Source organism: Vibrio sp. Hep-1b-8 (assembly GCF_006124995.1).
GTDB lineage: Bacteria > Pseudomonadota > Gammaproteobacteria > Enterobacterales > Vibrionaceae > Vibrio.
Genome location: NZ_QEWN01000113.1, coordinates 56529 through 83142, shown reverse-complemented (window position 1 = coordinate 83142; position 26614 = coordinate 56529). Strand labels below are relative to the sequence as shown.

Below are 26614 nucleotides of genomic sequence, written 5' to 3'. Positions count from 1 at the left end.
ATTCACTTCAGACAGCCCCGAATCGAGCTGCACATGGCTAGATAAGTATGATGTTCGTCAAATTCTAACATAGACATACCTCTAGCCAGTAAATATTTCTCAGTAGAGTCCTGTTATCGAGGCTGAACCACATAGTTCTTGAAGAACCAAACGCCAATAGCAATCACAATCAACCATGGAATGAGCTTGATCACTGCGCCAACCATTCCTAAAAGCACCATGACTGCCAGAGAAAAAGCAACTCCGACAAACACGGTAACCATAGTCACTCCAGTGACCAGTAATGTTGCTACAAATACCAAAATAAAGATTAGCTCAAACATATCAATCTCCTTTGTTGTTACTAACCTCTATTTCAGGATGCGTGCCAACCTTGACCAACATGCTAAGGCATTGAAAATATAGAAAAATAAAAAAGAGCGCTATTAAATAGCGCTCTTTTCTTCGATAGATAATGGTAATTTTCACCAACCCCGTTGGTAATTTTTACACATTCAACTCTTTTGGAATTTTCGCTAGTGCCGCTTCGACCACTTCTATGCCCGATCCTGGCTTATGAGCGTTTTCACTAATATGGCGGCGCCACTGACGAGCACCCGGCATGTTCTGGAACAAACCCAACATATGACGAGTAATATGACCTAAGTACGCCCCATTCGAAAGCTGCTGTTCAATGTATGGATACATTTCTTCCACAACCTGAGTACGCTTTTTAATTGGCTTATCTAATCCAAAGATCTGTTGATCGACCTCAGCTAAGATATAGGGATTCTGATATGCTTCACGCCCTACCATCACACCATCAAGATGCTGCAAGTGCTCTTTAGTCTCTTGCAGAGTTTTAACGCCACCATTCACAGCGATCACTAAATGAGAGAAGTCTTTCTTTAGTTGATATGCGCGTGGGTAGTCCAGTGGTGGGATCTCTCGGTTCTCTTTTGGACTAAGGCCAGAAAGCCAAGCTTTACGGGCATGGATAGTAAATTGCTCACAACCGCCTTTCTCTGAGACGATCGAAACAAAGTCTGTCAGGAATTCATACGAATCTTGATCATCAATACCAATACGGGTCTTTACTGTTACAGGTACATCAACCACATCACGCATAGCTGCAACACAGTCTGCCACCAACTGAGGCTCGCCCATTAGACAAGCACCAAAGCGGCCATTCTGTACACGGTCAGATGGACAGCCAACGTTTAAGTTAATCTCATCGTAGCCACGCTCTGCCGCCAGTTTAGCGCAAGTAGCCAAGTCCTTAGGATTTGAACCGCCTAATTGCAGGGCGACTGGATGCTCTTCCTGGTTATATGCTAGGAAGTCACCTTTACCATGAATAATTGCCCCCGTGGTGACCATCTCTGTATAAAGCAGAGTCTCGTTAGTCAACAAGCGGTGGAAGTAACGGCAGTGTCGATCCGTCCAATCGAGCATGGGTGCAATGGAAAAGCGGTTAGCCGCGTATTTACTAGTATTGTCAGGTTTCATAAGGTGAGTCTCGCTAAACAGTGAGCATCGTGGTCAAAACAGAATCCGCGATTATACACACAGAAGAGAAAACATTCAGGAAAAAAGCGGCAACCATATGCTTGTTCCCTTACTCGCTGAGTCCTTCGATATTGCTAAGAGGCAACCTAAGCAGGGAGAACGCATCTTCCCTTACAACGCGCGGAGCGTTACCGCAGGATTTCAGCGTGTATGCAATGAACTAGGCATCGAAGACTTGCGCTATCACGATATGAGAAGAGAAGGCGCGAGCCGACTATTTGAAAAAGGGTATTCAATTGAAGAAGTTGCTCAGGTGACGGGGCACAGAAACTTGAACGTGTTTTGGCAAGTTTATACTCAGCTCTACCCTTACCGACTTCACAACAAGAGCGATAGTAACAACCCATAACTCGTAAATAAAAAGAGAGCGAAACTAGGAACAATAATGTTAGTATCATCGGCCATTATTTATTTCATGATCCCCTTGGAGTCATAGGTTCATATGAAGTCTTACTTTGCTTGCTTAGAACAACTGAAACCTGAAAGAGCACCTTACAGCGGTTTAATAGCCTTGGATTTATTCGCTGGTTGCGGTGGTTTAGCTTTAGGCTTTGAAGCAGCAGGAATAGAAACTATTGGGTATGAACAAGATAAAGATGCTGTTGACACCTATAACGCTAATTTGAGTGGTAAGTGTCACCAAGTCACTTTAACAACGGATACACTTTTCCCATCAGCTGATCTTGTTATCGGTGGTCCACCATGCCAGCCATTTAGCGTGGGAGGAAAGCAGCAAGGCCTCAAAGACTCTAGAGACGGTTTCCCTATATTCCTTCACGCTGTTAAAACAGTAAAGCCCAAAATATGCCTGTTCGAAAATGTTAGAGGCATGATGTACAGAAATAGGGAGTATCTAAATGAAATCATTAGGGAGTTAGAACTACTGGGCTACACGGTGAGCTTTGAGCTTGTTAAAGCAGTAAACTACGAGGTACCTCAAAACCGTGAACGGCTAATAGTAGTTGGACATGATGGTAATTATGAATTCCCAGACACCTTTAAATACAAGTATACAGCTGGAGATGCTTTATCAGATATTGCGCACGTTGTTTTACCTGAGCATAAATTTGTTACTCCAAACCAAGACGCTTACATAGCAAAGTATGAAAAGGCCTCAAAATGTAAGAATCCTCGCGATCTTCATATGGATAGGCCAGCTCGAACCGTTACCTGTAGGAACTTAGCTGGAGCAACAGGCGATATGCACCGCATAAGGCTTCCTGATGGCAGACGTAAACGTTTGAATGTAAGAGAAGGAGCTCGTTTACAAAGCTTCCCTGACTGGTTTGATTTTAAGGGCTCCGAAAGTTCACAGTTTCAACAGGTTGGAAATGCTGTTCCGCCACTAATGTCATATCATATCGCCAAAAGTATTGTTTCCTACTTGGATGGGCAACAGGTTAATTCCGCAGAGAAGCAGCTAATGCTTTTGTAGGTAGATTATGAAAAAAGACAAAGTGGCTGAAAAAAAATCCGAAGACATAAAGCAACTAATCTTGGAAGCCCTAGAGGTATTGAGTTCTGCTGGCGTAAAGCTAGATGATTATACAAAAAGAGGCTTAGAGAAAATTGCAATGTGTACTCTAGCTCTTTTTGATCTAACCCCAGGTAAAAGCTGGGGTGAGGCAAAGTCTTTCAAAGATGGTCACTCACTCAAGACAAGGGATATAATTAGGTTTATCAATAAACACTTTGAAGAAAGCATTAGTTTAGGTAGCTACGATGACATTCGAAGAAAGGATTTAGTTCGGCCGGTTGGAATGGGATTAGTGCTTAAAAGTGCTAACAACCCCAAGGCTGATACAAATGACGGCACAAGGGGATATGCAATACATGATGACTTTGGTGAACTAGCTAGATCATTTGGCACACCACAATGGGAAGCATCTGTTAACTCTTTCGAAGTGGATTACGAATATTTAGAACAACTTGAAGCGAAGCGCGAATCTACCAAACTACAAGTACAGGTAGCAGAAGGCTTGACAATAAAACTTGATGACGGCCCACATAACAAAATTCAGAAGGCTGTCATTGAAGAGTTCCTTCCTATCTTTGGTCATAACGCAAAAGTACTTTACGTGGGGGATACCTCTAATAAACAGATGCTCAAGTTTACAAATGAAATGGTAAAGTTAGGGCTTAATATTGAAGATCGGGGTATGCTGCCAGATATTATAGCTTACAGCGAGGAAAAGAATTGGTTATACCTCATAGAAGCAGTTCACTCATCAAATCCTTTAAACCCAGAAAGGTGCATTGAGCTAAGAAGAACAGTGCTGAATGACTGCAAAGCAGGAATTGTATTTGTGACTGCATTCCTAACGCGCAAGGACTTCTCTAGGTGGATAAGCGATATAGCATGGGAAACAGAAGTTTGGCTAGCTGATAAGCCAGAGCATATGATTCATTTTAATGGGGACAAGTTCTTAGGGCCGCACAATTCCCCCCCATATACAAGTAAATAATCCTTAGTCATAGTTTGAACCTCGCGTTTCAAGCCTCGTGAGCCTCTCATCCATCTTCTCCATCATCAAGCGTAACCACTTAACATCCGTTTTAAGGGTTACGCCGACACCTATACCACTAGATAGAGCGCTAACAACAGCGATAATCAAAGTTTGGTATTCAGCCATCACTTAAACTCATCTCGAATCATTTCCCATGCACCCAGCAGAATCGGCAACGTGGTACCAATAATACCACCGTATTGAACGCCCTCAGCAGTAACACTGGCTGTGAGCAGTTCTGGGTGACCAGTGACCAGCGCCACACTCGCACCAAGCAAAGCGATGAATTATTTCAGACAAGGTTTTATAACCCTGTCGTGAATAACTCCTTAACACGCGCGCACCTGCCCTAAACCCATAGACAGAATGACTAAATTCCTCAAATGACTTGTCCAAATCTAGCGCGTGCTCTCCTTCCCATTGAGTTCGGTCACCTTTAGACTCGCGAATATTCAGAGGGTTGTTATTGCGAACGCCGCGCGGCAGATCCTTTCTTAACTTCAACAATCCAGACATAGCGAACACGTGGAAAAATTCCTGAAGATATTTCTTTGAAAACTAATGAGATACCCAAAAGTGGCTCACTGACACCCAAGGGCTATCTAGACCTTAAGTTTTATGATATTGAAGTAAGTGCTGGTCATGGTGCTCTAATCGAGAAAGAAGAAGAATCTCAAGCGATGGTGTTTAGTGAAAAATTCATTAGGCAAGAGCTTGGATTCAACCCAAATAATATCTTCTTAATGCCGGTACGAGGTGACAGCATGAGCCCAACCCTTAAGAACCAAAGCATTGTGATGGTTAATCGTGTGGACGGCTTTTCCACTGATGGAATTTACGTGTTTAGGTTTGATGGTCGCTTGATGGTGAAAAGACTTCAGTTCCTACCCAATGGAATTAAGGTGGTGAGTGACAATCCATCATACGAACCTTGGGAACTAAGCAAAGAAGATGTTCACAGGGCAGACTTTGAAATCATTGGTGAAGTGGTTTGGTCAGGGCAGAGAATGTAAATAGTTAATCCTGTGAGATTACTTATGTAAGAGGAAAATATGAGAGCTGTATTTCAAGCAAAGGACGAAAAAGGTGTAACACTGTCATTTGAGAAAAATGATGGTTCATCGTTCGAGACAATTGGTTGTCTGATAGATGCGGGCACCGTTACCTTTTCAGCATTTACGGACGAACAATATGATATCCGTATAAACCAGACTGGAACGGGAATGATAGAGCTATACAAAAATGAAGAGAAAACTAAAGCGTCGATATGGTCTTTGGAGACACATAAGCCGTTAAAAGAAGTGGAATCGATTAATTTCAACACCGGTTCTAAATCTACAGCGTTTGTGGGGCCAGTGAGAATTTTGCAATAGTACTTATTTAGTACGTATGACTCGCTTTCGAGCCTTGCTATAGCTTAAAAGTGAGTCCAATCGAGCATGGGTGCAATGGAAAAGCGGTTAGCCGCGTATTTACTAGTGTTATCAGGTTTCATAAGGTGAGTCTCGCTATACAGTGAGCATCGTGGTCAAAACAGAATCCGCGATTATACACACAGAAGAGAAAACATTCAGGAAAAATGAGGGAATACTAAGGAATGACAATAAGCGGTTAAGTTCTCTATTGATAGATCATGTCCTTGTCTATCTACACCAGTTAAAGTGCATAAGAGCATGCCACCATGACGTAGTGATTGAATCAACACTGTGTCGAAATAAAAAAGGCCAACCCTTCGGTTAGCCAACATTTTTATAGTGTAAGACTGGGATACTCCAAGATCAATTCGTTGTCAGTGAACGTACAAACCGAGAAATAGTTAAAATACTGCACAAGCTCTCTACGGTCTGATTCAGTCATCGCTTCTTCCAATGCCACACTGGTTCGGTGTAACCCGTGTAGCCTATCGTTACTGATTTCAGCATGAATGCTATCGACCAACGTCCTTAAGTTTGATCTATCCATAAGTCTCAACCTAGCCTCTGTTGATGAATCAAAGCTGATATAAATATGTGAAACCATCACCATATTGTCAATACAATCAATAAAAAAATAAAACTAACGAGGTAGCGTGTTAATTTCTATCATCAATGGACTGCAATCTGGGCTGCAAATTGGTTTGTCGCGAAACCAGCTCTCTGAGCTGACTAAGGCACTGGAAGAATTTGATTTTGAGCGCGGTTTACAGATCTTGGACACAAGCCGGCAATGAGAAGTGAGTAAAATGCTGTAATTTGTATCGTTTTTATTGTAGATAATGTAACTTATGCCATTAAAGTCAGGCTACTACTATTCATCCTTCGAATAAGTAACCTGCTGACATAGCGAATTGATATTACCTACAGAGCGACGATAAACCGCAAGAAATGGTATATTATTAAAAATGTCCATTGGTAACGGTGATAAGTTTGGACCAGCAGTTAGTAAAGCAAATAGAAGATATATGTGCAGCCAGAGGCGTAAGGCTTACCGCCCAACGCAAAAGAGTGTTTGAGCTGATTTGCTCAAGTCCAAAGGCTGCAAGTGCTTATGAGCTTTTAGACGAGTTAAAAGTAAGTGAACCCCAGGCCAAACCACCTACTGTGTATCGAGCCTTGGACTTTTTGCTCGAACAGGGATTCATCCACCGTGTTGAATCAACCAACAGCTATATTCAATGCTGCTCCTGCAATGCCCATAAGCATCACTCGCATCTTTTGATTTGCGACAGATGCAGCAACGTTATTGAACTGCAAGATGATAGTTTGGTAGCCTTGCTAAAGAAGAATGCGGAAGTACATGGTTTTTCCATCAACAATCACGTTATTGAATCACATGGTATTTGTCAGTCATGTGCCTCTGACAAAGCGAAATAAGATATAGAAGAAGATTATGCGCGCTGAATTTGTAAACCCGTTTTTAGCTTCATTGATGAATGTTTTGAAAACGATGGCTTCACTGGAATTGAAGCCACAGAAACCTCGTGTCAAAAAAGATGAAATTGCACGTGGAGATGTTTCAGGTTTAATCGGGATGGTAGGCCCGCAAAGCCGCGGTTCTATGTCGATTACTTTCGATGAAAACCTCGCTCTTGAAATTATGCAGAATATGCTTGGTGAACGCCCTAATGGGCTGAACGATGAAGTGACAGACATGGTGGGTGAAATCACTAACATGGTAACGGGTGGTGCAAAACGTATCCTAGCCGAAAGTGGTTTTGATTTTGATATGGCGACGCCTGTCGTTGTCTCTGGTAAAGGCCACACCATCCGTCACAAGTGCGAAGGTTCTATCATTATCATGCCGTTCACTTCTCAATGGGGTAACGCATTTATTGAGATCTGTTTTGAATAACCCTTAACAGATAAACAAATAAAAAACGCTTCTCTAGAGAAGCGTTTTTTATTTATGCAATCACCTTACGGGCTTTTAATACTTGTAAGCAGTCATCAACCAGCTCATCAATTGACTTTTCACCTGCCCGAAGATCAATTTCTGGATTGAGTGGTGCTTCATACTCAGAATCGATACCAGTAAAATTAGTAATCTCCCCTGCACGCGCTTTTTTATACAGACCTTTAGGATCCCTTTGTTCACACACTTCCAATGAAGTATTGACGAACACTTCTAAAAACTCGCCCTCTGGCAGCATTTCACGTACCAACTGCCTCTCTGCGCGATGAGGAGAGATAAAAGCGGACAAGACGATCAAACCAGCATCCGCCATCAGCTTAGCCAATTCACCGATGCGACGGATGTTTTCACGGCGATCTTGCTCAGAGAACCCAAGATCACTACACAAACCATGACGAACATTGTCTCCATCTAACAAGTAAGTGTGATGCCCCAATTCAGCCAAACGCGTTTCTAGAGCACCTGCGACGGTCGACTTACCTGCGCCAGACAAGCCAGTAAACCAAAGCACAACGGGTTGCTGTCTTTTGAGTTTGGCGCGAAATTCTTTGTCAATCGAGTGATGATGCCAAACAACATTTTCGTCTTTAGTCGGTGTTTCCGTAGTCATAATTGAGTCCTTTTAAAACGGAAAGAAGAGTGGAATCAGCGTTAACACCAACACGGAGTAAACAATCGATAAAGGAATTCCCACTCGAACATAATCAGTAATTTTGTAATTTCCTACGCTATAAACCAAAAGGTTAGTTTGATAACCGTAGGGTGAAATAAAGCTCGCACTTGCACCAAACAACACCGCCATAATAAATGGCATAGGATCGACTCCGTAGCCCAAAGCCATACTGTAACCAATTGGAAATGCTAATGCGGCCGCAGCATTGTTAGTAACAAGCTCAGTTAAAATAAGAGTAAGCAAGTAAGTCGCAACCAAAGCACCAAAGACTCCCCACCCATTGAATCCTTCAATAAACATCTGACCCAAACTGACCGATAAACCGGATGACAACATCAGTTGTGCGATTGACAGTGCCGAACCAACGATCACAACAATATCGATGGGAAAGCGTCTACGCAATTCGGCAAGTTGGATGACGCCAGAAAAGAGCGCCGCTAAAAGAAAGACGGACAAACCTTTTATCAATGGAAACAAGTCAAGCAAAGCTAAGGATATGACACCAGCAAAACCCAATAACACACAAGTCGATTTATTCGTGTCTAGACGAGCACTTGAACCAAGCGCATTGATCAACACAAACTCTTTGCGATGGGCTTGTCGCTCTTGTTCAAAACGCTTACCAGGAACAAGTACTAAGGTATCCCCTGCATTTAGAGTGATATTCCCCAAGCCACCTTGCAAACGCTCGTGGCCACGACGAATAGCTACCACTACTGCATCAAATCGATCTCGAAAATGACTCGATTTCAGCGTCTTATTACAGAAACTGGCCGAAGAGCTGACAACGACTTCAACAAACCCTTGTCCATTAAGGTGGTGCTGACCAAATAGGGTTAAACCTTGAATCTCCTGTAAAGTGGCGACACTTTCGATATCACCACAAAACAACAATCGATCACGAGCTTGAAGGACAAAGTCTGGTTCGACCGAAGGCATAGTCTGACCATCACGAACCACTTCAGCCAAGAACAACTTACGTAACGCACGTAGGTTGTTTTCACTGATGCTCCGTCCTACTAACGGCGAACCAGGCTCGACACGCGCTTCTAAGAAATAAGGCAGCTCATCCTGTGTATGATCTTCATAATCAGGCAGAAAGTAACTCATGGGGATCAAGATCATCAAGCCACCAAGCAGCACAGACAAACCGATCAACGTGGGGGCAAAAAAACCTAAACTCGGCAAACCGGCATCTTCAACAAAGCTATTGATGATCAAGTTTGTGGATGTACCGATCAAAGTGAGCGTACCACCCAAAATCGCCGCATAAGAGAGAGGGATCAACAGCTTAGATGGGGCATGCTGCTGATTGCGCTTAATGGCACCAATCAGAGATACTACCACCGCGGTGTTATTGGTAAATGAAGAGAGTAACGCGGTTGAAATTCCAAGTTTTGCAACCACAGTGGCTAGACGACCATTAGACAATGAACGACTGACCCAACTCACCAAACGCGTTTTCTCCAATGCTGCTGAAGCCAAAATCAGCAGCACCAAAGTCAGTAGAGAAGAGTTAGTAAAATTCGTGGCAACATCACCGAGCTCAATCATTCCGCCAAGAAAAGCAATGAATGCTGCACCTGCGAAGATATAACTCGGTTTAATCCGCGTAGCCAACAGGCAGGTTACTATGCCTAATAATATTGCTAACACAAATCCTTGTTGCCACATATTACTTCCCTACCAGTAAGACGGTTACTTAAGTAACTGACTGATATCTTTTGATTCCCAGTGTGGGAAATGCTTGCGGATTAACGCGTTAAGTTCGATCTCAAATGCAGAGAAATCACCGACTTTCGTTTCCACCTGAGTCAAGCTTTCACGTACCAAGCCAGCACCAACTGTCACATTGGTTAAGCGGTCAATAATGATAAACCCACCAGTATCTTGGCATGAGGTGTAGCTATCGAGTGCCACTGACTCAGTCAGCGTCCATTCACACAAACCGATACCGTTGAGTGGTAATTCAACCGCACTATGGGTTGAAAGGTTATTGATGTCATACTGATGACGAATGGACTCAACACGACCCACTGTTTTCTTGCCAGCAATCTTGATGTCATACTCACGCCCCGGCTGAAGCGGTTGCTCTGTCATCCAAACCACATCAGCTAGGAGATGGTTACTCGATTCAATCTGCGCCTTTTCTAGAACAATTAGATCACCACGGCTAACATCAATTTCGTCTTCCAAAGTGAGCGTCACTGCCAGTCCAGCTTGTGCCTGCTCTAGGTCGCCATCAAAAGTCACAATACGAGCAACTTTCGATGTTTTGCCTGAAGGTAACGCCTTAACCTCATCACCAACGTTGATAGAACCTGACGCAATCGTGCCAGAGAAACCACGGAAATCTAGGTTTGGTCGATTCACGTACTGGACTGGGAAACGGAACTCACCAACGGCCTTATCACGATCAACGTTTACCGTTTCAAGGATCTCAAGCAAAGATGGACCTTCGAACCAACTCAAGTTCTCACTTGCATCTACAACATTGTCACCCTCTAAAGCCGACAGCGGTAAAATCTGAATATCGATTTCACCCTGTAGATTCTTAGAAAACTCCAAATATTCATCGCGGATCTGTTCAAATCGTTGCTGTGAGTAATCGACAAGATCCATTTTGTTCACGGCAACAACAAAGTGTTTTAAACCCAATAGATTTGAGATAAACGAATGACGACGAGTTTGATCCAACACACCTTTACGAGCGTCAATTAAGATCACCGCCAGATCACACGTTGATGCCCCTGTTGCCATATTGCGTGTGTACTGTTCATGCCCCGGAGTGTCGGCAATGATGAACTTACGTTTTTGAGTAGAGAAGTAACGGTACGCGACATCAATCGTGATCCCCTGCTCTCGCTCTGCCTGTAATCCATCGACCAACAACGCTAGATCAGGACGCTCGCCAGTTGTGCCCACACGTTGACTGTCGTTATGTACGGCCGCTAACTGATCTTCATAGATCTGCTTTGAGTCATGCAGTAATCGGCCGATTAAAGTACTTTTGCCATCATCTACTGATCCACAGGTAAGGAATCTAAGCAGTGATTTGTATTGATGCTGTGTAAGGTAACCTTCGATACCTAGCTCTTCTAATTGAGCTTCTACTACGCTGTTCATGTTTCTTTCCTTAGATCCTAAATTAGAAGTAGCCTTGACGTTTTTTCAGTTCCATCGATCCAGACTGATCGTGGTCGATCGCGCGGCCTTGACGTTCACTCGATGTTGCCACCAACATCTCTTCGATAATGCCAGTTAACGTATTCGCATCTGACTCAATCGCCCCCGTAAGCGGGTAGCAGCCAAGAGTACGGAAACGTACGCTCTTCTCTTCAATCACTTCTCCCGGCTCTAACTTCATACGATCATCATCCACCATGATCAGCATGCCATCACGCTCAACAACAGGACGCTTTTCTGCTAGATACAGCGGAACAATGTCGATGTTCTCCAAGTAGATGTATTGCCAGATATCCAGTTCAGTCCAGTTCGATAGCGGGAAGACACGAATGCTTTCACCTTTGTTGATCTGACCGTTGTAAGTACGCCATAACTCTGGACGTTGATTCTTTGGATCCCAAGTGTGGTTCTTATCGCGGAACGAATAGACACGCTCTTTAGCACGTGATTTCTCTTCATCTCGACGAGCTCCACCAAAAGCCGCATCAAAACCATATTTATTCAGAGCCTGTTTCAGGCCTTGTGTTTTCATAATATCGGTATGCTTAGATGAGCCGTGCGTAAACGGACTACATCCCATCGCTAAACCTTCAGGGTTCTTATGCACCAAAAGCTCAAAACCATACTTTTCAGCCGTACGATCACGAAACTCAATCATCTCTTTAAATTTCCAGTCGGTATCCACGTGCAGCAACGGGAACGGGATCTTTCCTGGGTAGAAAGCTTTGCGAGCGAGATGCAACATTACCGACGAATCTTTACCGATCGAGTACATCATCACTGGGTTATCAAACTCAGCCGCCACTTCACGGATGATATGAATACTCTCCGCTTCGAGTTGCTTGAGGTGGGTTAAACGTTCTTGGTCCATGTTAGTGCTTCCTTTACGGCTCAATACGAGCTTCTGACTAATCAAATAATGAGTTATGCGAATTGGCGCTGTTGTACGCTAGGCTGTGGAGTGAACCACGCCAGCTTGTCTGACAGTGACACCACTTCACCAATGACGATGAGAGACGGCGATTGCGCGTCTTTTGCAAGTTCAGCCAGTTGAGATAGCTGACCTTTGAATATTCTTTGGGTTGACTGAGTCCCACGCTCAATAATGGCGATTGGAGTCTCAGGGCTACGGCCGTGCTCAATCAACTGATGCTCAATATATTCAGACTTCATTAAGCCCATATAGATCACCAGCGTTTGGTTGCCGCGAGCCAACGTAGACCAGTCCATCTGGTCACTTTCTGCTTTCAAATGCCCGGTATAAACATAGCTGATTGAGCGTAATCTCTATGGGTTAACGGTATGCCCGCATAAGCTGTCGCACCCGCAGCGGCGGTAATACCAGGAACAACATGAAAAGAAACTCCAGCGTCCGCCAATACTTCAAGCTCTTCACCACCGCGACCAAAAATAAACGGATCACCGCCCTTGATGCGAGCGACACGGTGACCTTGTTTAGCAAAGTCCACCAATAGCTGATTGGTTTTTTCTTGAGGGACACTATGGTGGCCAGCGCGCTTACCAACACACACCGTAATCGTGTCACTAGGAAGGAGAGACATAATGTCTTCAGAAACAAGATAGTCGTATAGCACGACATCCGCTTGCTGTAAGAAACGCATTGCCTTCAGCGTTAGCAACTCTACGTCACCAGGGCCTGCACCGATAAGTGCCACTTCACCTTTACCGAGCACGCTGCGACCAAAAGTATTTAAAACCACCTGATTGCTACGCTGTGCACGTTGAGCGTTCAAAGGGAATTGAGAAACGGTTTCCTTGCGAGCCATAATGTCATCCTTCAATGTCTATGGAAGCATTATGTATCTGTATCTTTATTACCTGAAATTCTAAAATTTCATTTTTTATATCAATTTCTGATAAGAACGATAAACCGTACTATAGTCCCTTTATCGAATTTTGAGAGATTCTTTGCATAACACCAATACATAACCGCTCTAGATCACAATTAATTACCTAGTGAAACAATTGTTTCACTTCATTTTGTTAAATTAGACGGGTCTTATTTAACGCTATCGGAGCTTAAAAAATGAAAGCAGCAGTGAACCCCCTGTCTCTTGCAGTACTTGGTGGTATGTTGGCCATGGCTGGTCCAGTAATGGCAGATACGATCAAACTTCGTATTGTCGAAACGACTGATATTCACACTAACGTCATGGACTATGACTACTACAAAGACAAGCCATCGCAACAGATTGGTCTTACTCGCACTGCTACTCTGGTTAAACAAGCTCGTGCCGAAGTAGAAAATAGTGTACTTGTTGATAATGGTGACCTAATTCAAGGCAGCCCTATGGGAGACTATATGGCAGCGAAAGGCATTGAAAAAGGCGAGGTACACCCAGTATACAAAGCGATGAACCAGTTGAACTACGATGTGGGTAACATTGGTAATCATGAGTTTAACTACGGTTTAGAGTTCCTTGCAGAAACTATCAACGACGCTGATTTCCCTTATGTCAGCGCAAACGTATTCGACAAGAAAACTGGCGAGCATTACTTCAAACCATACATCATTAAATCTCATACATTTAAAGACGTTGATGGCGTAGAACACCAAATCAAAGTGGGTTACATCGGTTTTGTTCCACCGCAAATCATGGTGTGGGATAAGAAAAACCTAGAAGGCAAAGTCTTCGCTAAAGACATCAAAGAAACGGCTGATAAGCTAGTGCCTCAAATGAAAGCTGAAGGTGCTGACGTCATCGTTGCGATTCCGCACTCTGGCGTATCTTCAGACCCACATAAAGTAGGTGCGGAAAACTCTACGTACTACCTTTCTCAAGTAGATGGTATCGACGCGATTGCTTTTGGTCACTCTCATGCTGTATTCCCAGGAAAAGGCTTCGATAACATTCCAGGTATTGATAACACAAACGGTACCATCAATGGTGTAGCAGCAGTTATGCCAGGTCGCTGGGGTAGCCACGTTGGTGTCATTGATCTTGAACTGAAAGAAAAAGACGGTAAATGGACGGTGGTAAAAGGCCAAACTGAAGCTCGTCCGATCTACGACAAGAAAACAAAAACTTCACTTGCAGAAGCAGATGCTGAGATGGTTAAAGCGCTTGAAGCTGACCACAAAGGGACTCGCGATTTCGTTAACCAGCCAATCGGTAAAGCTAACGACGTGATGTACAGCTTCTTAGCATTAGTACAAGACGATCCAACAGTACAAATTGTTAACCTTGCACAAAAAGATTACGTTGAGCGCTTTATCCAAGGCGATCCTGACCTAGCAGACATTCCTGTTCTTTCTGCTGCTGCACCATTTAAAGCTGGCGGTCGTAAAAATGATCCGGGTAACTTCACTGAAGTAGAATCTGGTCAGTTGACTTTCCGTAACGCAGCAGACCTTTACCTATACCCGAACACTCTCGTGGCGATGAAAGTAACCGGAACTGAAGTGAAAGAGTGGTTAGAGTGTACAGCAGGTCAGTTTAAGCAAATTGATGTCAATAGCACTGAGCCACAAAGTCTGATTGACTGGGATGGTTTCCGTACCTACAACTTCGATGTTATTGATGGCCTGAACTATCAAATTGATGTCACTAAGCCGGCGAAATATGACGGCGACTGCAAGGTGATCAACGAAGGTGCTGAACGTATTGTTAATCTTACTTATCAAGGTAAGCCAATCGATATGAAGCAAGACTTCATCATTGCGACAAACAACTACCGTGCATACAGCAATAAGTTCCCTGGCACAGGATCTGATTTTGTCGCGTTTGACTCACCAGATGAAAACCGTTCAGTAATCGCGGCTTACATTACTCGCGTAAGCAACGAAAAAGGTGAATTCACGCCAAGCGCAGACAACAACTGGTCATTTGCACCAATTAAGTCAGATAAGAAACTGGACATCCGTTTTGAAACTTCACCAAGTGATAAGGCGGCGAAGTTCATCGAAGAAAAAGGCCAGTATCCAATGAAACGCATCGGCACTGATGATGTAGGTTTCGCGGTTTATCAAATCGACCTTCAGAAATAACCCTCTTTTCCATTGAAACAAAGCCGCACTGTTCGTTGCGGCTTTTTTTTCATCACAGGTCAATGGTAGCGAATTGGGGAAGTGCGCTAGAATCTCTACCTATCCCATTCAAAGATAAACACGCCATGTTTGAAAACTTTCGACAGCAATCGACCCACAATGGATTTACCAGTCAAGAAGTTGATCAACTGATTCTGTCAGCACGACAACTTGAGCTGCCGACCCGTCATATCCTGCTACATCAAGGGCAGGTGGCAGAAGAGATCTATTTTCTCGTATCAGGTATCTGTCATTCATGTTACTTGACGGAAAAAGGCAAAGAGTTCAGCAAAGAGTTCTATTGGGAAAATGACTGGCTTATCGGTTTTGAAAGCCTAATCAAACAGCAGGCCTCACCTTATCTACTCGAATCTCTTACGCCCTGCACCATGATTTCTCTCCCTATTGCCGCCCTCCGTCAGTGGCGAGATGAAAAACACAGCATTTACCTAAAGCTGCTCGAAACTCAGTTAATGTATAAAGAAAACAAAGAACGATTTATGCTGCTCTACAGCCCGGAGGAACGTTACCAACTTTTCTGCCAGCATTACCCCGAATTGCTTGAACGGCTCAATGACTATCAAGTCGCTGCTTACCTAGGCATCACACCAATCAGCTTGAGTCGTATCAAAAATCGCCACCAAAATTAACAATTGTTAATGTCGCCAAGCGATTGAGTTGCTACATTCGCCTTAACAGATATCAACAAGGCAAAACACCTATGGTCACTTGGCTACTAACTCCCTTTTCACAGCTGACAACCACTCAGCTTTATCAACTACTTAAACTCAGAGTGGATGTATTTGTCGTTGAGCAAACATGCCCATACCCCGAGCTGGATGACAAAGATCATCAAGAGGGTGTATATCATCTACTTGGTTATAAAGATGGGCTGTTGGTTGCGTGCGCTCGGTTGATACCGAAGGGATTAAGCTATCCAAGTGTCAGCATTGGACGCGTTGCTACCTTAGCAAGCCATAGAGGTGGCGGGCTTGGCCATCAGTTACTCAAGCAAGCATTGGCTGGGTGTGAATCTTTGTGGCCAGGAGAGAAAATAGAGATTGGTGCACAAGAGCATCTGGCTGACTTTTATCAGCAACATGGCTTTGTCCAAACCTCAGATATGTATCTTGAAGACGATATCCCACACATTGATATGAAGTTGGACAAATAGACGTGGCAGCTTCAGCGACCTATGTCGCGATCCTCCTGCTTATCGTAGGCAACTTAGCGGCATCTTTGTCTGATGTCGCAGTAAAATTACTGGATGGTGATGTATCTACCTTCCAGTATGTTTTCGTTCGCCAACTGCTTTCAACTTTAGTGATCTTTCCCTTTTGGTGGCAACAAAAGCCGACTCAGAAAAAGCTCTATAGCCCAGGTCTCAACTTATTCCGTGCACAACTGATATTGATTGGCAGTGGATGCATGGTCATTGCCATCACTCACCTGACCCTAGCGACGGCAAACGCAGTCTTTTATGCCGCCCCTTTATTGATGCTACCGCTAGCTGTATTGCTTCTAGGAGAGAAAATCGCTTGGACGCGTGCGGCCGCATCACTGTTCGGTTTTGTCGGCGTATTAGTGGTTCTCAGGCCTTCAGAATTTCATTGGGCGGCGACGTTTGCCTTAGGAACAACGTTAACTCTGGCACTCTTCAACGTCACTGCGCGTAAATTACCGGCGGAACAGACCATCATCAGCACGTTATTTTGGACATCGTTGCTATCTCTGCCTCTCTCATCGGTATTAGCCTTGATTTACTGGGCGCCGATAACCTATCAGCAAATCATGCTGATTTTGGCAAGTGCTGGATTAATTTTGAGTTACAACGGATTGGCAGTCATGGCTTATCGACGAGCGCCAGCAAGCCAGATTTCTGTAGCAGAAAATTCAGGGTTAGTGTTCGTCGTTATTATTGGCGTGGTTTATTTTGACGAAGTGCCAGACTGGCTGACAGTGATAGGGATAACCATGATTATGCTACCCCTTGTCCCGTGGCAAACACTGATAAAAAGCGGAAGGATGAGTTACTTACTGCGACCAAAGCCACCGTCAGAAAGACGGAAGAACATAACAGACTGATTGTTCTTTTCGAGTTGAAGGATATCCAATTGCCCATTCTCCGCTAACTTAAAGCGGACAAGCTGCCCTTGCTTAATCTGGCTTAGAGGTTTGTCCGCACCTTCAACTTTTACTAAAGCGTTGAGATCCGCCATTGCTAAACCATTGCTGCGAAACACTTGCGCCAATGTATCACCACTCTTAACCTGATACTCCTTCCAAGTGTCAGAAGCTAGTGATTGCTGCTGTCTGCTTTGTTGCTCGCTCAAACTACGTGTATCAATGTCAATCTCGACTCGTTGGACTGGCGAGGTTTGTGATTCAGTACCACCCGTCGAATCGGGTAACGGAATCACCAATAAAACCAGCAAGACAGGCACTAAGATCATTAAACCACGTTGGTGAAGTTGAGGAAGCAGGTTCCAGCGTTGTAGGACTGCACCCTTTAGTTTGAGCCAATCAATAGCACTAAACTTTTTCTTCACTACATCAACGTAATCAACTTGCTGCTGTTTTTTCTTTTTTCTGCGATTCATCGCACCTTGTCTCCAAACGGGTTTCGCTCTAAGTATAAAAAACCAAGCCCCCATGAGTATAGGAATTTTCGCTCAACAAAGTAATCGCTGGGTCAAAACTTGCTATCAAGTCATAGAAAGTCGATCTTAATCTCACATTACCCTACTCGACAGACTATATGGGAACGACCGTTTCATCATAGCGCTATTGCTGGTATCCTTTACTGCTTTATACACCATACAAAGAGAGACATCATGTCTGAAGTTAAATTTGACACTGTAGAGCAAAAAGCTAGCTACGGTATCGGTCTACAGATGGGTCAGCAACTTGCTGGTTCTGGTCTAGAAGGTCTAAACGTTGACGCCATCGCTGCCGGTATCGCTACAGCACTAGTTGGTGAGCAACCAGCTATCGAAATCGACGAAATCAACAACGCTCTTCAAGAGCTACACACTCGTGTTGAAGCTGCACGCCAAGAAGCAGCAAAAGCAGCTGCTGCGGACGGCGAAGCGTTCCTAAAAGATAACGCTCTACGTCCAGAAGTAACGGTTCTTGAATCTGGTCTTCAATACGAAGTGATCACTGAAGGTACTGGTGAAATCCCAACTTCAGACAAGCAAGTTCGCGTTCACTACCACGGTGAGCTAACTGACGGTACCGTTTTCGACAGCTCAGTATCTCGCGGTCAACCAGCTGAGTTCCCAGTGACTGGCGTTATCAAGGGTTGGGTTGAAGCACTACAACTGATGCCTGTTGGTTCTAAGTGGAAACTATACATCCCACAAGATCTTGCATACGGTGAACGTGGCGCTGGCGCTGCAATTCCACCATTTGCAGCTCTAGTATTTGAAGTAGAACTACTAGATATCCTTTAATTTCCAGCAAATTAAAGCGAACAAAACGGCGGCCATTGTGTCGCCGTTTTTTATGTATGATACTTATTCGACAGATCTATCAATGATCTCGTTTTATTAAGGAAAGAAGATGAATAAGAAAATTGTACTGGTAGCGATCGTGAGCATGGCGTTAATGGGATGCCAAACTACATCAGGTAGCAACACCAACGCAGGCAGTGATAATGCCTACAGCAGCTTAGCAAATGCCGCTTTAATGGGCGCGGTTCAGACATGGTCTTCACAAAATAGAGGCAGCATCGATTTAGTTTCTACACTGCAAAATAGTGCCAACATTTCTTCTGAACAAGCCATTGGCGGTCTAGGCTCAATGTTAGCGCTGGCGCAAAACTCGCTTAATAGCAGTCAAAGCAATGAAATGGCGGGGTTGATATCTGGTTTTGACTCTCTACAATCAAGCGGCTTAACAGCAATGATTGCCAATAATGAAACAGTTAAAAGTGCATTCTCAGCATTAGGCATGGACCCATCGCTCATCTCTACCTTTGCTCCAATTATTATCAGCGCACTGCAGAGCCAAGGAGCAAGTAATGGACTGCTGGATAGCTTAAGGGCTGTTTGGCAGTAGCGAGTAGCGAGTAGCGAGTAGCGAGTAGCGAGTAGCGAGTAGCGAGTAGCGAGTAGCGAGTAGCGAGTAGCGAGTAGCGATAAATTTGAAGGGTTGGCACACTAGGTCAATCTTTTTTATACCGCGATAGTTGGGCGACTATCTCAAGCACTTTTCGGCAACAAACATTCCATTAGAAAATAAATCCGATACGTTTGTGTCTGCCAGAAACAAAAAAGCCGAGCATATGCTCGGCTTTTTTGTTCGTACGAACCTGATTACTCAGCAGTTTCTTCAGCAGCTGGGCGATCTACAAGCTCAATGTAAGCCATTGGAGCTTTGTCACCAGCACGGAAGCCAGCTTTTAGGATACGAGTGTAACCGCCCTGACGAGCAGCGAAACGTGGACCTAGTTCGTTAAATAGTTTTGCAACTACTTCGTTGTCACGAGTACGTGCAAATGCTAGACGACGGTTAGCAACGCTGTCAGTCTTAGCTAGTGTAATCAAAGGCTCAACTACGCGACGTAGCTCTTTTGCTTTTGGCAGTGTAGTCTTGATAACTTCATGACGTACTAGAGAGCTAGCCATGTTGCTAAACATCGCTTTACGATGTGAGCTGTTGCGGTTGAGTTGACGACCACTCTTACGATGGCGCATGACCTAATCCTTCTAACTTTATCGATTAATCTTCAGCGATAGACGCTGGTGGCCAGTTTTCTAGACGCATGCCCAGAGACAGACCACGTGATGCAAGTACGTCTTTAATCTCAGTAAGAGATTTTTTACCAAGGTTAGGCGTTTTAAGTAGCTCAACCTCAGTACGCTGTACAAGATCACCGATGTAGTGAATCGCTTCTGCTTTCAGACAGTTAGCAGAGCGAACTGTTAGTTCAAGATCGTCTACAGGACGCAGTAGGATCGGATCGAATTCTGGCTTCTCTTCCTTCTCCTCAGGTACACGTACATCACGAAGATCTACGAACGCATCCAATTGTTCAGCTAGGATAGTAGCTGCTCGACGGATTGCTTCCTCAGGGTCTAGAGTACCGTTCGTTTCCATATCGATAACAAGCTTGTCTAAGTCTGTACGCTGCTCTACACGAGCTGCTTCAACAGAATAAGCAATCTTGTCTACTGGGCTGTACGTAGCGTCAACCAGTAGGCGACCAATTGGACGCTCATCTTCTTCAGTATGGATACGAGCCGAAGCTGGAACATAACCACGACCACGTTCAACTTTGATACGCATAGCGATCTCAGCGTTGTCATCTGTTAGGTGACAAATTACGTGTTCAGGGTTAGCGATCTCTACATCACCATCATGGGTGATGTCACCTGCAACCACAGGGCCCGAGCCTGATTTGTTCAAAGTAATGAACACTTCATCTTTGCCTTCGGCAACGCGTACAGCAAGACCTTTAAGGTTAAGTAGGATTTCAAGAATATCTTCTTGAACGCCTTCTTTAGTGCTGTACTCATGAAGTACGCCTTCGATTTCTACTTCTGTTACAGCACAACCTGGCATAGAAGATAGAAGAATACGGCGAAGTGCATTACCAAGAGTATGGCCAAAACCACGCTCTAATGGCTCAAGAGTTACTTTTGCGTGAGTCGTGCTAACCTGTTCGATGTCAACAAGACGTGGCTTAAGAAATTCTGTTACAGAACCCTGCATTGTGTCCTCTCTTTAGTTTAAACCTTACTTAGAGTAAAGCTCGACGATCAATTGTTCGTTGATGTCAGCAGATAGATCTGAACGCTCAGGCAGACGCTTGAACGTACCTTCCATCTTACCACCATCTACTTCAATCCAAGTTGGTTTTTCACGTTGTTCAGCAACTTCTAGAGCAGCCTTGATACGAGATTGCTGTTTAGCTTTCTCGCGGATAGAAACAACGTCATTAGCCGCAACATTGAAAGAAGGAACGTTTACAACTTTACCGTTAACTAGGATAGCTTTGTGGCTAACTAGCTGACGTGCTTCTGCGCGAGTTGCACCAAAGCCCATGCGGTAAACTACGTTATCAAGACGACCTTCAAGGAGCTGAAGTAGGTTTTCACCAGTGTTGCCTTTTAGGCGAGCAGCTTCTTTGTAGTAGTTACGGAATTGTTTTTCTAGAACGCCGTACATACGACGAACTTTTTGCTTCTCACGAAGCTGAACGCCATACTCAGATAGACGACCGCGACGAGCGCCGTGTACACCTGGTGCGTTATCAATTTTACACTTGGTATCGATCGCGCGTACACCAGACTTAAGGAATAAGTCAGTACCTTCGCGACGGCTAAGCTTCAGCTTAGGACCCAAATATCTTGCCATGATCTTTCTCCAGTAATCTAAAAAACGTTATACACGACGTTTCTTAGGTGGACGACAACCGTTATGAGGGATTGGTGTAGCATCAACGATGTTTGTGATGCGGAAACCAGCAGCGTTCAGTGCGCGAACAGTAGATTCACGACCTGGACCTGGACCCTTAACCATAACTTCCAAGTTCTTTAGACCGTACTCTTTAGCCATTTCAGCACAACGCTCAGCAGCAACCTGTGCAGCGAACGGAGTAGACTTACGAGAACCACGGAAACCTGAACCACCTGCAGTAGCCCATGCTAGAGCGTTACCTTGACGGTCAGTAATAGTTACGATTGTGTTATTGAAAGAAGCATGGATGTGCGCAACGCCATCTGCAACTTGCTTGCGTACGCGCTTACGAGCGCGAGTTGGTTGTTTAGCCATTGTACTCTACCTTCCCGATTATTTCTTGATCGGCTTACGCGGACCCTTACGGGTGCGAGCATTGGTTTTAGTACGCTGTCCACGTAGTGGTAGACTGCGACGATGACGAAGACCACGGTAACAGCCAAGGTCCATAAGACGCTTGATGTTCATTGATACTTCACGACGTAGATCACCTTCTACAGTGTACTTAGCTACACCATCACGCAGTTGATCGATCTGCTCTTCAGTTAGTTCACTGATCTTAACATCTTCAGCAATGCCCACTTCAGCTAGGATAGCTTGAGAGCGAGTCTTACCGATGCCGTAGATCGCAGTTAGTGCGATTACAGCATGTTTTTGATCAGGAATGTTAATGCCTGCAATACGGGCCATTATTCACTCCTAGTGTTTCATAAAAGAATTAGCCGCAGCAAAGCCCGTTTCGGATACGCTGCGGAATACTACTTCTTTTGCACGCAAAAGGTAGGCCGAGGAATATACTCGACACTACCTTATATTTCAAGTAAAAATTTCTGCTAATTAGCCTTGGCGCTGCTTGTGCTTTGGCTCACTGCAAATCACGCGAACGACACCGTTACGCTTGATAACTTTACAGTTACGGCAGATTTTTTTAACGGAAGCACGAACTTTCATTGCTAAACTCCGTAAATGAAACCTAAATTAACGACCGTAGCCTTTTAGGTTTGCCTTTTTCAACACAGAATCATACTGTTGAGACATCAGATGAGTCTGTACCTGTGCCATAAAGTCCATAATTACAACAACTACGATAAGTAGCGATGTACCGCCGAAGTAGAAACGTACGTTCCACGCGACCATCATGAACTCCGGAATCAGACAGATAAAGGTAATGTAAAGCGCACCAGCAAGGGTTAAACGCGTCATTACTTTATCAATATACTTAGCTGTCTGCTCACCTGGGCGGATGCCGGGTACGAATGCACCTGACTTCTTCAAGTTATCTGCTGTTTCACGCGGGTTGAATACCAACGCCGTGTAGAAGAAACAGAAGAAAATTATCGCTGCTGCATAAAGCATTACATACAGAGGCTGACCTGGGCTAAGAGCCAAAGACACGTCAGTTAACCAACCGAACGCGCTGCTCTCACCATTCTGACCAAACCACTGAGCCAGTGTTCCTGGGAACAGGATAATGCTTGACGCAAAGATTGCTGGAATAACACCTGCCATATTAATTTTAAGTGGCAAGTGAGTGCTTTGTGCAGCAAATACCTTACGACCTTGTTGACGCTTCGCGTAGTTTACAACGATTCGACGTTGACCACGCTCCATGAAAACAACGAAGTAGATAACTGCAAAAGCAAGTACAGCAATCAACAACAGAAGAAGTACATGCAATTCACCTTGACGCGCTTGCTCGATTGTTTGACCGATTGCAGAAGGCAATCCAGCAACAATACCTGCAAAGATAAGTAACGAAATACCGTTACCAATTCCACGCTCAGTAATTTGTTCACCTAACCACATTAGGAACATGGTGCCGGTTACTAAACTTACGGTAGCAATAAGCGTAAACATGGTTTGGTTGATAACAACCAGATTATCGACCATGTTCGGTAGGCCTGTTGCGATACCTATAGCCTGGAATGTTGCAAGTACAAGCGTGCCGTAGCGTGTGTATTGGCTGATCTTACGACGGCCTGCTTCACCCTCTTTTTTGAGTTCAGCTAACGCTGGATGAACTACAGTTAGCAGTTGGACAACAATAGATGCCGAAATATACGGCATGATGCCCAACGCTAATATAGATGCACGCTCAAGAGCACCACCGGAGAACATGTTAAACATTTCTACGATGGTACCTTTTTGCTGTTCGAACAAATCGGCAAGTACAGCAGCGTCAATACCAGGAATCGGCACAAAAGAGCCTGCTCGGAATACTAAAAGTGCACCAATTACGAATAATAAGCGCGACTTTAGTTCACTTAAGCCGCTCTGAGCACTACGAAAATCTTGACCTGGTTTCTTAGCCATCTGTACCTCGTTCCTCGAGATTATTCCTCGATTTTACCGCCTGCAGCTTCGATTGCAGCTTTAGCGCCTTTAGTCACACGTAGACCTTTAACAGTCACTGCTTTGTTGATTTCACCAGATAGAACAACTTTTACGAATTCGATGTTCTTAGTGATAACGTTAGCAGCTTTAAGGCTGTTTAGATCTACTACGTCACCAGTTACTTTCGCTAGCTCAGCTAGACGAACTTCAGCAGACACTAGGCTCTTACGAGAAGTGAAACCGAATTTTGGTAGACGTTGTTTTAGAGGCATCTGACCGCCTTCAAAACCTGGACGAACAGTGCCGCCAGAGCGTGACTTTTGACCTTTGTGGCCGCGGCCACCAGTTTTACCTAGGCCAGAACCGATACCACGACCTACACGTTTAGCAGTAGTCTTAGCACCAGCAGCTGGTGATAGAGTATTCAAACGCATTCTGATTACTCCTCAACTTTAACCATGTAGTAAACCTTGTTGATCATACCGCGTACGCACGGAGTATCTTCAAGTTCTACTGTGTGGTTGATTTTACGAAGACCTAGACCACGAAGCGTAGCTTTGTGCTTAGGTAGACGACCAATTGAGCTTTTAGTTTGAGTTACTTTAATAGTTGCCATGGTGTTCTTACTCCGAAATAGATTCAACAGTTAGACCACGTTTAGCAGCAACCATCTCTGGTGACTTCATGCTACCTAGTGCATCGATCGTAGCACGAACGATGTTGATAGGGTTCGTAGAACCGTATGCTTTAGATAGAACGTTGTGTACACCAGCAACTTCTAGTACTGCACGCATCGCACCACCTGCGATAACACCAGTACCTTCAGCAGCAGGCTGCATGTAAACTTTAGAGCCCGAATGGCGACCTTTCACTGGGTGGTGAAGAGTACCTTCGTTAAGCGCGACCGTAGTCATGTTACGACGAGCTTTTTCCATTGCTTTTTGGATCGCTGCAGGTACTTCACGAGCTTTGCCGTAACCGAAACCTACACGACCGTTACCGTCACCAACTACTGTTAGCGCAGTAAAGCTCATGATTCGACCACCTTTAACCGTTTTAGAAACGCGGTTAACTGCGATTAGCTTTTCTTGCAAATCATTCGCTTGAACTTGTTGTTCTTTAGCCATCTTCCAACCCTACCTTAGAATTTCAGACCAGCTTCGCGAGCAGATTCTGCTAGCGCCGCCACTCGACCGTGGTATTGGAAACCAGAACGATCAAATGCAACTGCTTCTACGCCTTTTTCAAGAGCGCGCTCAGCAACAGCTTTACCTACTGCTTTAGCTGCATCGATGTTACCAGTGTTCTTAACTTGCTCACGGATCGCTTTTTCTACAGTAGAAGCTGCTGCGATAACCTCAGAGCCATTAGCTGCAATCACCTGTGCGTACACGTGACGAGGAGTACGGTGTACTACTAGGCGAGTTGCACCCAGTTCTGCAATCTTACGACGTGCACGTGTAGCACGACGGATGCGAGATGCTTTCTTATCCATAGTGTTACCTTACTTCTTCTTAGCTTCTTTAGTACGCACATTTTCATCTGCGTAACGAACACCTTTACCTTTGTAAGGCTCAGGCTCACGGTAAGAACGAATGTCAGCCGCAACCTGACCAACAAGTTGTTTGTCACAACCAGTGATCACGATTTCAGTTTGGCTTGGACACTCAGCTTTAATACCCGCTGGCAATTCATGCTCAACAGGGTGAGAGAAGCCTAGAGTTAGACCTACAGCGTTGCCTTTGATAGCAGCACGGTAACCAACACCCTTAAGGGTAAGCTTCTTAGTAAAGCCTTCAGTAACGCCAACAACCATGTTGTTAACTAGAGCGCGAGCAGTACCTGCTTGAGCCCATGCGTTAACTACACCTTCGCGTGGACCGAAAGTAAGATTGTTTTCTTCCTGAGCTACAACTACTGCGTTGTTAAGAACGCGAGATAGTTCGCCTTTAGCACCTTTTACAGTGATTTCTTGGCCGTTTAGTTTCACCTCTACGCCAGCTGGAATAGCGACAGGTGCTTTAGCAACACGAGACATAGTCTACTCCTTATTAAGCTACGTAAGCGATGATTTCACCACCAAGACCTGCTTTACGTGCAGCGCGGTCTGACATAAGACCCTTGGAAGTTGAAACGATAGCAACACCAAGACCACCCATTACAGAAGGAAGTTCATCTTTCTTCTTGTAAACACGTAGACCTGGACGAGAAACACGTTTAAGTTGCTCGATTACTGGTTTAGCTTGGAAGTACTTAAGAGTAACTTCAAGCTCAGGTTTAACTTCGCCTTCAACAGCGAAATCAGTGATGTAACCTTCAGCTTTTAGTAGTGCAGCAATTGCAACTTTAAGCTTTGAAGAAGGCATTTTAACAGCAACTTTGTTTGCTGCCTGACCGTTACGAACGCGGGTCAGCATATCCGAAATCGGATCTTGCATGCTCATATGATTTACTCCAAATGAT

The 26614-nt window shown here is 44.5% G+C and carries 35 protein-coding genes and 2 pseudogenes; 13 read left to right on the top strand and 24 right to left on the bottom strand.

The window, feature by feature from the left end:
- Positions 1-113: 113 nt before the first annotated feature.
- Positions 114-323: an envelope stress response protein PspG gene (gene pspG / locus DA100_RS14645; RefSeq protein ID WP_138972806.1), complete on the bottom strand. Its 210-nt coding sequence runs from the start codon at positions 321-323 to the stop codon at positions 114-116.
- 163 nt (positions 324-486) lie between these two features.
- Entirely contained in the window at positions 487-1488 is a 1002-nt protein-coding gene (dusA, locus tag DA100_RS14640) for a tRNA dihydrouridine(20/20a) synthase DusA (protein ID WP_138972805.1), read from the bottom strand.
- 97 nt (positions 1489-1585) lie between these two features.
- On the opposite strand from dusA, the gene DA100_RS14635 reads away from it, so the two are divergent.
- The 3 genes from DA100_RS14635 (at position 1586) to DA100_RS14625 (ending at position 4013) form a co-directional block, all read left to right on the top strand.
- Entirely contained in the window at positions 1586-1897 is a 312-nt protein-coding gene (locus tag DA100_RS14635) for a tyrosine-type recombinase/integrase (protein WP_138972804.1), read from the top strand.
- A gap of 93 nt (positions 1898-1990) precedes the next feature.
- Complete coding sequence (locus DA100_RS14630; RefSeq protein WP_138972803.1) at positions 1991-2983, top strand: DNA cytosine methyltransferase; 993 nt, start codon at positions 1991-1993, stop codon at positions 2981-2983.
- A gap of 7 nt (positions 2984-2990) precedes the next feature.
- Positions 2991-4013, top strand: coding sequence for a BsuBI/PstI family type II restriction endonuclease (locus DA100_RS14625; RefSeq protein ID WP_138972802.1), 1023 nt, complete (start codon positions 2991-2993; stop codon positions 4011-4013).
- Positions 4014-4016: 3 nt separating this feature from the next.
- Here the strand turns inward: DA100_RS14625 and DA100_RS21015 are convergent, their stop codons facing one another.
- Entirely contained in the window at positions 4017-4181 is a 165-nt protein-coding gene (locus tag DA100_RS21015) for a hypothetical protein (protein WP_171052227.1), read from the bottom strand.
- Positions 4181-4318 carry a hypothetical protein gene (locus DA100_RS21010; protein WP_171052226.1) on the bottom strand — a complete coding sequence of 46 codons (138 nt, stop codon included), beginning with the start codon at positions 4316-4318 and terminating at the stop codon, positions 4181-4183. Before DA100_RS21010 ends, DA100_RS21015 begins: the two co-directional genes overlap by 1 nt.
- A 240-nt stretch (positions 4319-4558) precedes the next feature.
- Between DA100_RS21010 and DA100_RS14615 the strand changes: the two are divergent.
- Together DA100_RS14615 and DA100_RS14610 are read left to right on the top strand one after the other, a co-directional pair.
- Positions 4559-5068: pseudogene (locus tag DA100_RS14615) on the top strand (helix-turn-helix transcriptional regulator); the annotation flags it as partial.
- A gap of 39 nt (positions 5069-5107) precedes the next feature.
- Positions 5108-5428: a hypothetical protein gene (locus tag DA100_RS14610; protein WP_138972800.1), complete on the top strand. Its 321-nt coding sequence runs from the start codon at positions 5108-5110 to the stop codon at positions 5426-5428.
- A 376-nt stretch (positions 5429-5804) separates the two neighbouring features.
- Here DA100_RS14610 and DA100_RS14600 read toward each other — a convergent pair whose 3' ends face one another.
- Positions 5805-6017 carry a hypothetical protein gene (locus DA100_RS14600; protein WP_138972798.1) on the bottom strand — a complete coding sequence of 71 codons (213 nt, stop codon included), beginning with the start codon at positions 6015-6017 and terminating at the stop codon, positions 5805-5807.
- 425 nt (positions 6018-6442) lie between these two features.
- Here DA100_RS14600 and zur point away from each other — a divergent pair, with 425 nt between their 5' ends.
- Together zur and DA100_RS14590 are read left to right on the top strand one after the other, a co-directional pair.
- Positions 6443-6907: a zinc uptake transcriptional repressor Zur gene (zur, locus tag DA100_RS14595; RefSeq protein ID WP_138972797.1), complete on the top strand. Its 465-nt coding sequence runs from the start codon at positions 6443-6445 to the stop codon at positions 6905-6907.
- Positions 6908-6923: 16 nt separating this feature from the next.
- Complete coding sequence (locus DA100_RS14590; protein ID WP_006878545.1) at positions 6924-7385, top strand: chemotaxis protein CheX; 462 nt, start codon at positions 6924-6926, stop codon at positions 7383-7385.
- A 52-nt stretch (positions 7386-7437) separates the two neighbouring features.
- Here the strand turns inward: DA100_RS14590 and cysC are convergent, their stop codons facing one another.
- From cysC to cobA, 5 genes and pseudogenes are all read right to left on the bottom strand, one after another.
- Positions 7438-8055 carry an adenylyl-sulfate kinase gene (gene cysC, locus DA100_RS14585; RefSeq protein ID WP_138972796.1) on the bottom strand — a complete coding sequence of 206 codons (618 nt, stop codon included), beginning with the start codon at positions 8053-8055 and terminating at the stop codon, positions 7438-7440.
- Positions 8056-8067: 12 nt separating this feature from the next.
- Entirely contained in the window at positions 8068-9792 is a 1725-nt protein-coding gene (locus tag DA100_RS14580; protein ID WP_138972795.1) for an SLC13 family permease, read from the bottom strand.
- A gap of 24 nt (positions 9793-9816) precedes the next feature.
- Positions 9817-11244 (bottom strand): sulfate adenylyltransferase subunit CysN, encoded by a 1428-nt coding sequence (gene cysN, locus DA100_RS14575; protein ID WP_138972794.1) that lies wholly within the window; start codon positions 11242-11244, stop codon positions 9817-9819.
- A gap of 22 nt (positions 11245-11266) precedes the next feature.
- Positions 11267-12199, bottom strand: coding sequence for a sulfate adenylyltransferase subunit CysD (cysD, locus tag DA100_RS14570; protein ID WP_276608347.1), 933 nt, complete (start codon positions 12197-12199; stop codon positions 11267-11269).
- Between the two features lie 29 nt (positions 12200-12228).
- Positions 12229-13091, bottom strand: a pseudogene (gene cobA, locus DA100_RS14565) (uroporphyrinogen-III C-methyltransferase).
- Between the two features lie 260 nt (positions 13092-13351).
- Between cobA and cpdB the strand changes: the two are divergent.
- The 4 genes from cpdB (at position 13352) to DA100_RS14545 (ending at position 17437) form a co-directional block, all read left to right on the top strand.
- A complete protein-coding gene (gene cpdB, locus DA100_RS14560; protein ID WP_138972792.1) occupies positions 13352-15313 on the top strand; it encodes a 2',3'-cyclic-nucleotide 2'-phosphodiesterase in 1962 nt (653 codons plus the stop codon).
- A 125-nt stretch (positions 15314-15438) separates the two neighbouring features.
- Positions 15439-16002 (top strand): Crp/Fnr family transcriptional regulator, encoded by a 564-nt coding sequence (locus DA100_RS14555; RefSeq protein WP_138972815.1) that lies wholly within the window; start codon positions 15439-15441, stop codon positions 16000-16002.
- Positions 16003-16073: 71 nt separating this feature from the next.
- The gene (locus tag DA100_RS14550; protein WP_138972791.1) at positions 16074-16526 is read left to right on the top strand and encodes a GNAT family N-acetyltransferase; all 453 of its coding nucleotides are present in this window, start codon (positions 16074-16076) and stop codon (positions 16524-16526) included.
- A gap of 2 nt (positions 16527-16528) precedes the next feature.
- The gene (locus tag DA100_RS14545; RefSeq protein WP_138972790.1) at positions 16529-17437 is read left to right on the top strand and encodes a DMT family transporter; all 909 of its coding nucleotides are present in this window, start codon (positions 16529-16531) and stop codon (positions 17435-17437) included.
- Here DA100_RS14545 and DA100_RS14540 read toward each other — a convergent pair.
- Positions 17383-17952 carry a LysM-like peptidoglycan-binding domain-containing protein gene (locus DA100_RS14540; protein WP_138972789.1) on the bottom strand — a complete coding sequence of 190 codons (570 nt, stop codon included), beginning with the start codon at positions 17950-17952 and terminating at the stop codon, positions 17383-17385. The two genes, DA100_RS14545 and DA100_RS14540, sit on opposite strands and share 55 nt — an antisense overlap.
- A gap of 234 nt (positions 17953-18186) precedes the next feature.
- On the opposite strand from DA100_RS14540, the gene DA100_RS14535 reads away from it, so the two are divergent.
- Together DA100_RS14535 and DA100_RS14530 are read left to right on the top strand one after the other, a co-directional pair.
- Positions 18187-18807, top strand: a complete 621-nt coding sequence (locus DA100_RS14535) for an FKBP-type peptidyl-prolyl cis-trans isomerase (protein WP_138972788.1) — start codon at positions 18187-18189, stop codon at positions 18805-18807.
- A gap of 109 nt (positions 18808-18916) precedes the next feature.
- Complete coding sequence (locus tag DA100_RS14530; protein ID WP_138972787.1) at positions 18917-19414, top strand: DUF2780 domain-containing protein; 498 nt, start codon at positions 18917-18919, stop codon at positions 19412-19414.
- A 257-nt stretch (positions 19415-19671) separates the two neighbouring features.
- On the opposite strand, the gene rplQ is transcribed toward DA100_RS14530, so the two are convergent.
- The 13 genes from rplQ to rpsH all read right to left on the bottom strand — a co-directional run bounded on the left by rplQ (position 19672) and on the right by rpsH (position 26595).
- Positions 19672-20052, bottom strand: coding sequence for a 50S ribosomal protein L17 (rplQ, locus tag DA100_RS14525; protein ID WP_138972786.1), 381 nt, complete (start codon positions 20050-20052; stop codon positions 19672-19674).
- A 25-nt stretch (positions 20053-20077) separates the two neighbouring features.
- Positions 20078-21070, bottom strand: a complete 993-nt coding sequence (gene rpoA, locus DA100_RS14520) for a DNA-directed RNA polymerase subunit alpha (RefSeq protein ID WP_004410407.1) — start codon at positions 21068-21070, stop codon at positions 20078-20080.
- 24 nt (positions 21071-21094) lie between these two features.
- Positions 21095-21715, bottom strand: a complete 621-nt coding sequence (rpsD, locus tag DA100_RS14515) for a 30S ribosomal protein S4 (protein WP_138972785.1) — start codon at positions 21713-21715, stop codon at positions 21095-21097.
- A 27-nt stretch (positions 21716-21742) separates the two neighbouring features.
- Complete coding sequence (gene rpsK / locus DA100_RS14510) at positions 21743-22132, bottom strand: 30S ribosomal protein S11 (RefSeq protein WP_001118870.1); 390 nt, start codon at positions 22130-22132, stop codon at positions 21743-21745.
- 18 nt (positions 22133-22150) lie between these two features.
- Positions 22151-22507 (bottom strand): 30S ribosomal protein S13, encoded by a 357-nt coding sequence (gene rpsM / locus DA100_RS14505; RefSeq protein WP_005450559.1) that lies wholly within the window; start codon positions 22505-22507, stop codon positions 22151-22153.
- 147 nt (positions 22508-22654) lie between these two features.
- The gene (gene rpmJ, locus DA100_RS14500) at positions 22655-22768 is read right to left on the bottom strand and encodes a 50S ribosomal protein L36 (RefSeq protein WP_000868186.1); all 114 of its coding nucleotides are present in this window, start codon (positions 22766-22768) and stop codon (positions 22655-22657) included.
- Positions 22769-22795: 27 nt separating this feature from the next.
- A complete protein-coding gene (gene secY / locus DA100_RS14495) occupies positions 22796-24130 on the bottom strand; it encodes a preprotein translocase subunit SecY (RefSeq protein WP_004410423.1) in 1335 nt (444 codons plus the stop codon).
- A gap of 20 nt (positions 24131-24150) precedes the next feature.
- Positions 24151-24585, bottom strand: a complete 435-nt coding sequence (gene rplO / locus DA100_RS14490; RefSeq protein ID WP_138972784.1) for a 50S ribosomal protein L15 — start codon at positions 24583-24585, stop codon at positions 24151-24153.
- Between the two features lie 5 nt (positions 24586-24590).
- The gene (gene rpmD, locus DA100_RS14485) at positions 24591-24767 is read right to left on the bottom strand and encodes a 50S ribosomal protein L30 (protein WP_000201159.1); all 177 of its coding nucleotides are present in this window, start codon (positions 24765-24767) and stop codon (positions 24591-24593) included.
- A gap of 7 nt (positions 24768-24774) precedes the next feature.
- Complete coding sequence (rpsE, locus tag DA100_RS14480) at positions 24775-25278, bottom strand: 30S ribosomal protein S5 (RefSeq protein WP_138972783.1); 504 nt, start codon at positions 25276-25278, stop codon at positions 24775-24777.
- Between the two features lie 14 nt (positions 25279-25292).
- The gene (gene rplR / locus DA100_RS14475; RefSeq protein WP_038175185.1) at positions 25293-25646 is read right to left on the bottom strand and encodes a 50S ribosomal protein L18; all 354 of its coding nucleotides are present in this window, start codon (positions 25644-25646) and stop codon (positions 25293-25295) included.
- A gap of 9 nt (positions 25647-25655) precedes the next feature.
- Positions 25656-26189: a 50S ribosomal protein L6 gene (gene rplF / locus DA100_RS14470; RefSeq protein ID WP_138972782.1), complete on the bottom strand. Its 534-nt coding sequence runs from the start codon at positions 26187-26189 to the stop codon at positions 25656-25658.
- A gap of 13 nt (positions 26190-26202) precedes the next feature.
- On the bottom strand, positions 26203-26595 hold the full coding sequence (rpsH, locus tag DA100_RS14465; RefSeq protein ID WP_038209098.1) for a 30S ribosomal protein S8: 393 nt from the start codon (positions 26593-26595) through the stop codon (positions 26203-26205).
- Positions 26596-26614: the final 19 nt, after the last annotated feature.

Coding starts and splice junctions, on each gene's coding strand:
- pspG (WP_138972806.1), bottom strand. CDS start 323: ATGTTTGAGCTAATCTTTATTTTGGTATTTGTAGCAACATTACTGGTC.
- dusA (WP_138972805.1), bottom strand. CDS start 1,488: ATGAAACCTGACAATACTAGTAAATACGCGGCTAACCGCTTTTCCATT.
- DA100_RS14635 (WP_138972804.1), top strand. CDS start 1,586: ATGCTTGTTCCCTTACTCGCTGAGTCCTTCGATATTGCTAAGAGGCAA.
- DA100_RS14630 (WP_138972803.1), top strand. CDS start 1,991: ATGAAGTCTTACTTTGCTTGCTTAGAACAACTGAAACCTGAAAGAGCA.
- DA100_RS14625 (WP_138972802.1), top strand. CDS start 2,991: ATGAAAAAAGACAAAGTGGCTGAAAAAAAATCCGAAGACATAAAGCAA.
- DA100_RS21015 (WP_171052227.1), bottom strand. CDS start 4,181: ATGGCTGAATACCAAACTTTGATTATCGCTGTTGTTAGCGCTCTATCT.
- DA100_RS14610 (WP_138972800.1), top strand. CDS start 5,108: ATGAGAGCTGTATTTCAAGCAAAGGACGAAAAAGGTGTAACACTGTCA.
- DA100_RS14600 (WP_138972798.1), bottom strand. CDS start 6,017: ATGGATAGATCAAACTTAAGGACGTTGGTCGATAGCATTCATGCTGAA.
- DA100_RS14590 (WP_006878545.1), top strand. CDS start 6,924: ATGCGCGCTGAATTTGTAAACCCGTTTTTAGCTTCATTGATGAATGTT.
- cysC (WP_138972796.1), bottom strand. CDS start 8,055: ATGACTACGGAAACACCGACTAAAGACGAAAATGTTGTTTGGCATCAT.
- DA100_RS14580 (WP_138972795.1), bottom strand. CDS start 9,792: ATGTGGCAACAAGGATTTGTGTTAGCAATATTATTAGGCATAGTAACC.
- cysN (WP_138972794.1), bottom strand. CDS start 11,244: ATGAACAGCGTAGTAGAAGCTCAATTAGAAGAGCTAGGTATCGAAGGT.
- cpdB (WP_138972792.1), top strand. CDS start 13,352: ATGAAAGCAGCAGTGAACCCCCTGTCTCTTGCAGTACTTGGTGGTATG.
- DA100_RS14555 (WP_138972815.1), top strand. CDS start 15,439: ATGTTTGAAAACTTTCGACAGCAATCGACCCACAATGGATTTACCAGT.
- DA100_RS14550 (WP_138972791.1), top strand. CDS start 16,074: ATGGTCACTTGGCTACTAACTCCCTTTTCACAGCTGACAACCACTCAG.
- DA100_RS14540 (WP_138972789.1), bottom strand. CDS start 17,952: ATGAATCGCAGAAAAAAGAAAAAACAGCAGCAAGTTGATTACGTTGAT.
- DA100_RS14535 (WP_138972788.1), top strand. CDS start 18,187: ATGTCTGAAGTTAAATTTGACACTGTAGAGCAAAAAGCTAGCTACGGT.
- DA100_RS14530 (WP_138972787.1), top strand. CDS start 18,917: ATGAATAAGAAAATTGTACTGGTAGCGATCGTGAGCATGGCGTTAATG.
- rplQ (WP_138972786.1), bottom strand. CDS start 20,052: ATGCGCCATCGTAAGAGTGGTCGTCAACTCAACCGCAACAGCTCACAT.
- rpoA (WP_004410407.1), bottom strand. CDS start 21,070: ATGCAGGGTTCTGTAACAGAATTTCTTAAGCCACGTCTTGTTGACATC.
- rpsD (WP_138972785.1), bottom strand. CDS start 21,715: ATGGCAAGATATTTGGGTCCTAAGCTGAAGCTTAGCCGTCGCGAAGGT.
- rpsK (WP_001118870.1), bottom strand. CDS start 22,132: ATGGCTAAACAACCAACTCGCGCTCGTAAGCGCGTACGCAAGCAAGTT.
- rpsM (WP_005450559.1), bottom strand. CDS start 22,507: ATGGCCCGTATTGCAGGCATTAACATTCCTGATCAAAAACATGCTGTA.
- rpmJ (WP_000868186.1), bottom strand. CDS start 22,768: ATGAAAGTTCGTGCTTCCGTTAAAAAAATCTGCCGTAACTGTAAAGTT.
- secY (WP_004410423.1), bottom strand. CDS start 24,130: ATGGCTAAGAAACCAGGTCAAGATTTTCGTAGTGCTCAGAGCGGCTTA.
- rplO (WP_138972784.1), bottom strand. CDS start 24,585: ATGCGTTTGAATACTCTATCACCAGCTGCTGGTGCTAAGACTACTGCT.
- rpmD (WP_000201159.1), bottom strand. CDS start 24,767: ATGGCAACTATTAAAGTAACTCAAACTAAAAGCTCAATTGGTCGTCTA.
- rpsE (WP_138972783.1), bottom strand. CDS start 25,278: ATGGCTAAAGAACAACAAGTTCAAGCGAATGATTTGCAAGAAAAGCTA.
- rplR (WP_038175185.1), bottom strand. CDS start 25,646: ATGGATAAGAAAGCATCTCGCATCCGTCGTGCTACACGTGCACGTCGT.
- rplF (WP_138972782.1), bottom strand. CDS start 26,189: ATGTCTCGTGTTGCTAAAGCACCTGTCGCTATTCCAGCTGGCGTAGAG.
- rpsH (WP_038209098.1), bottom strand. CDS start 26,595: ATGAGCATGCAAGATCCGATTTCGGATATGCTGACCCGCGTTCGTAAC.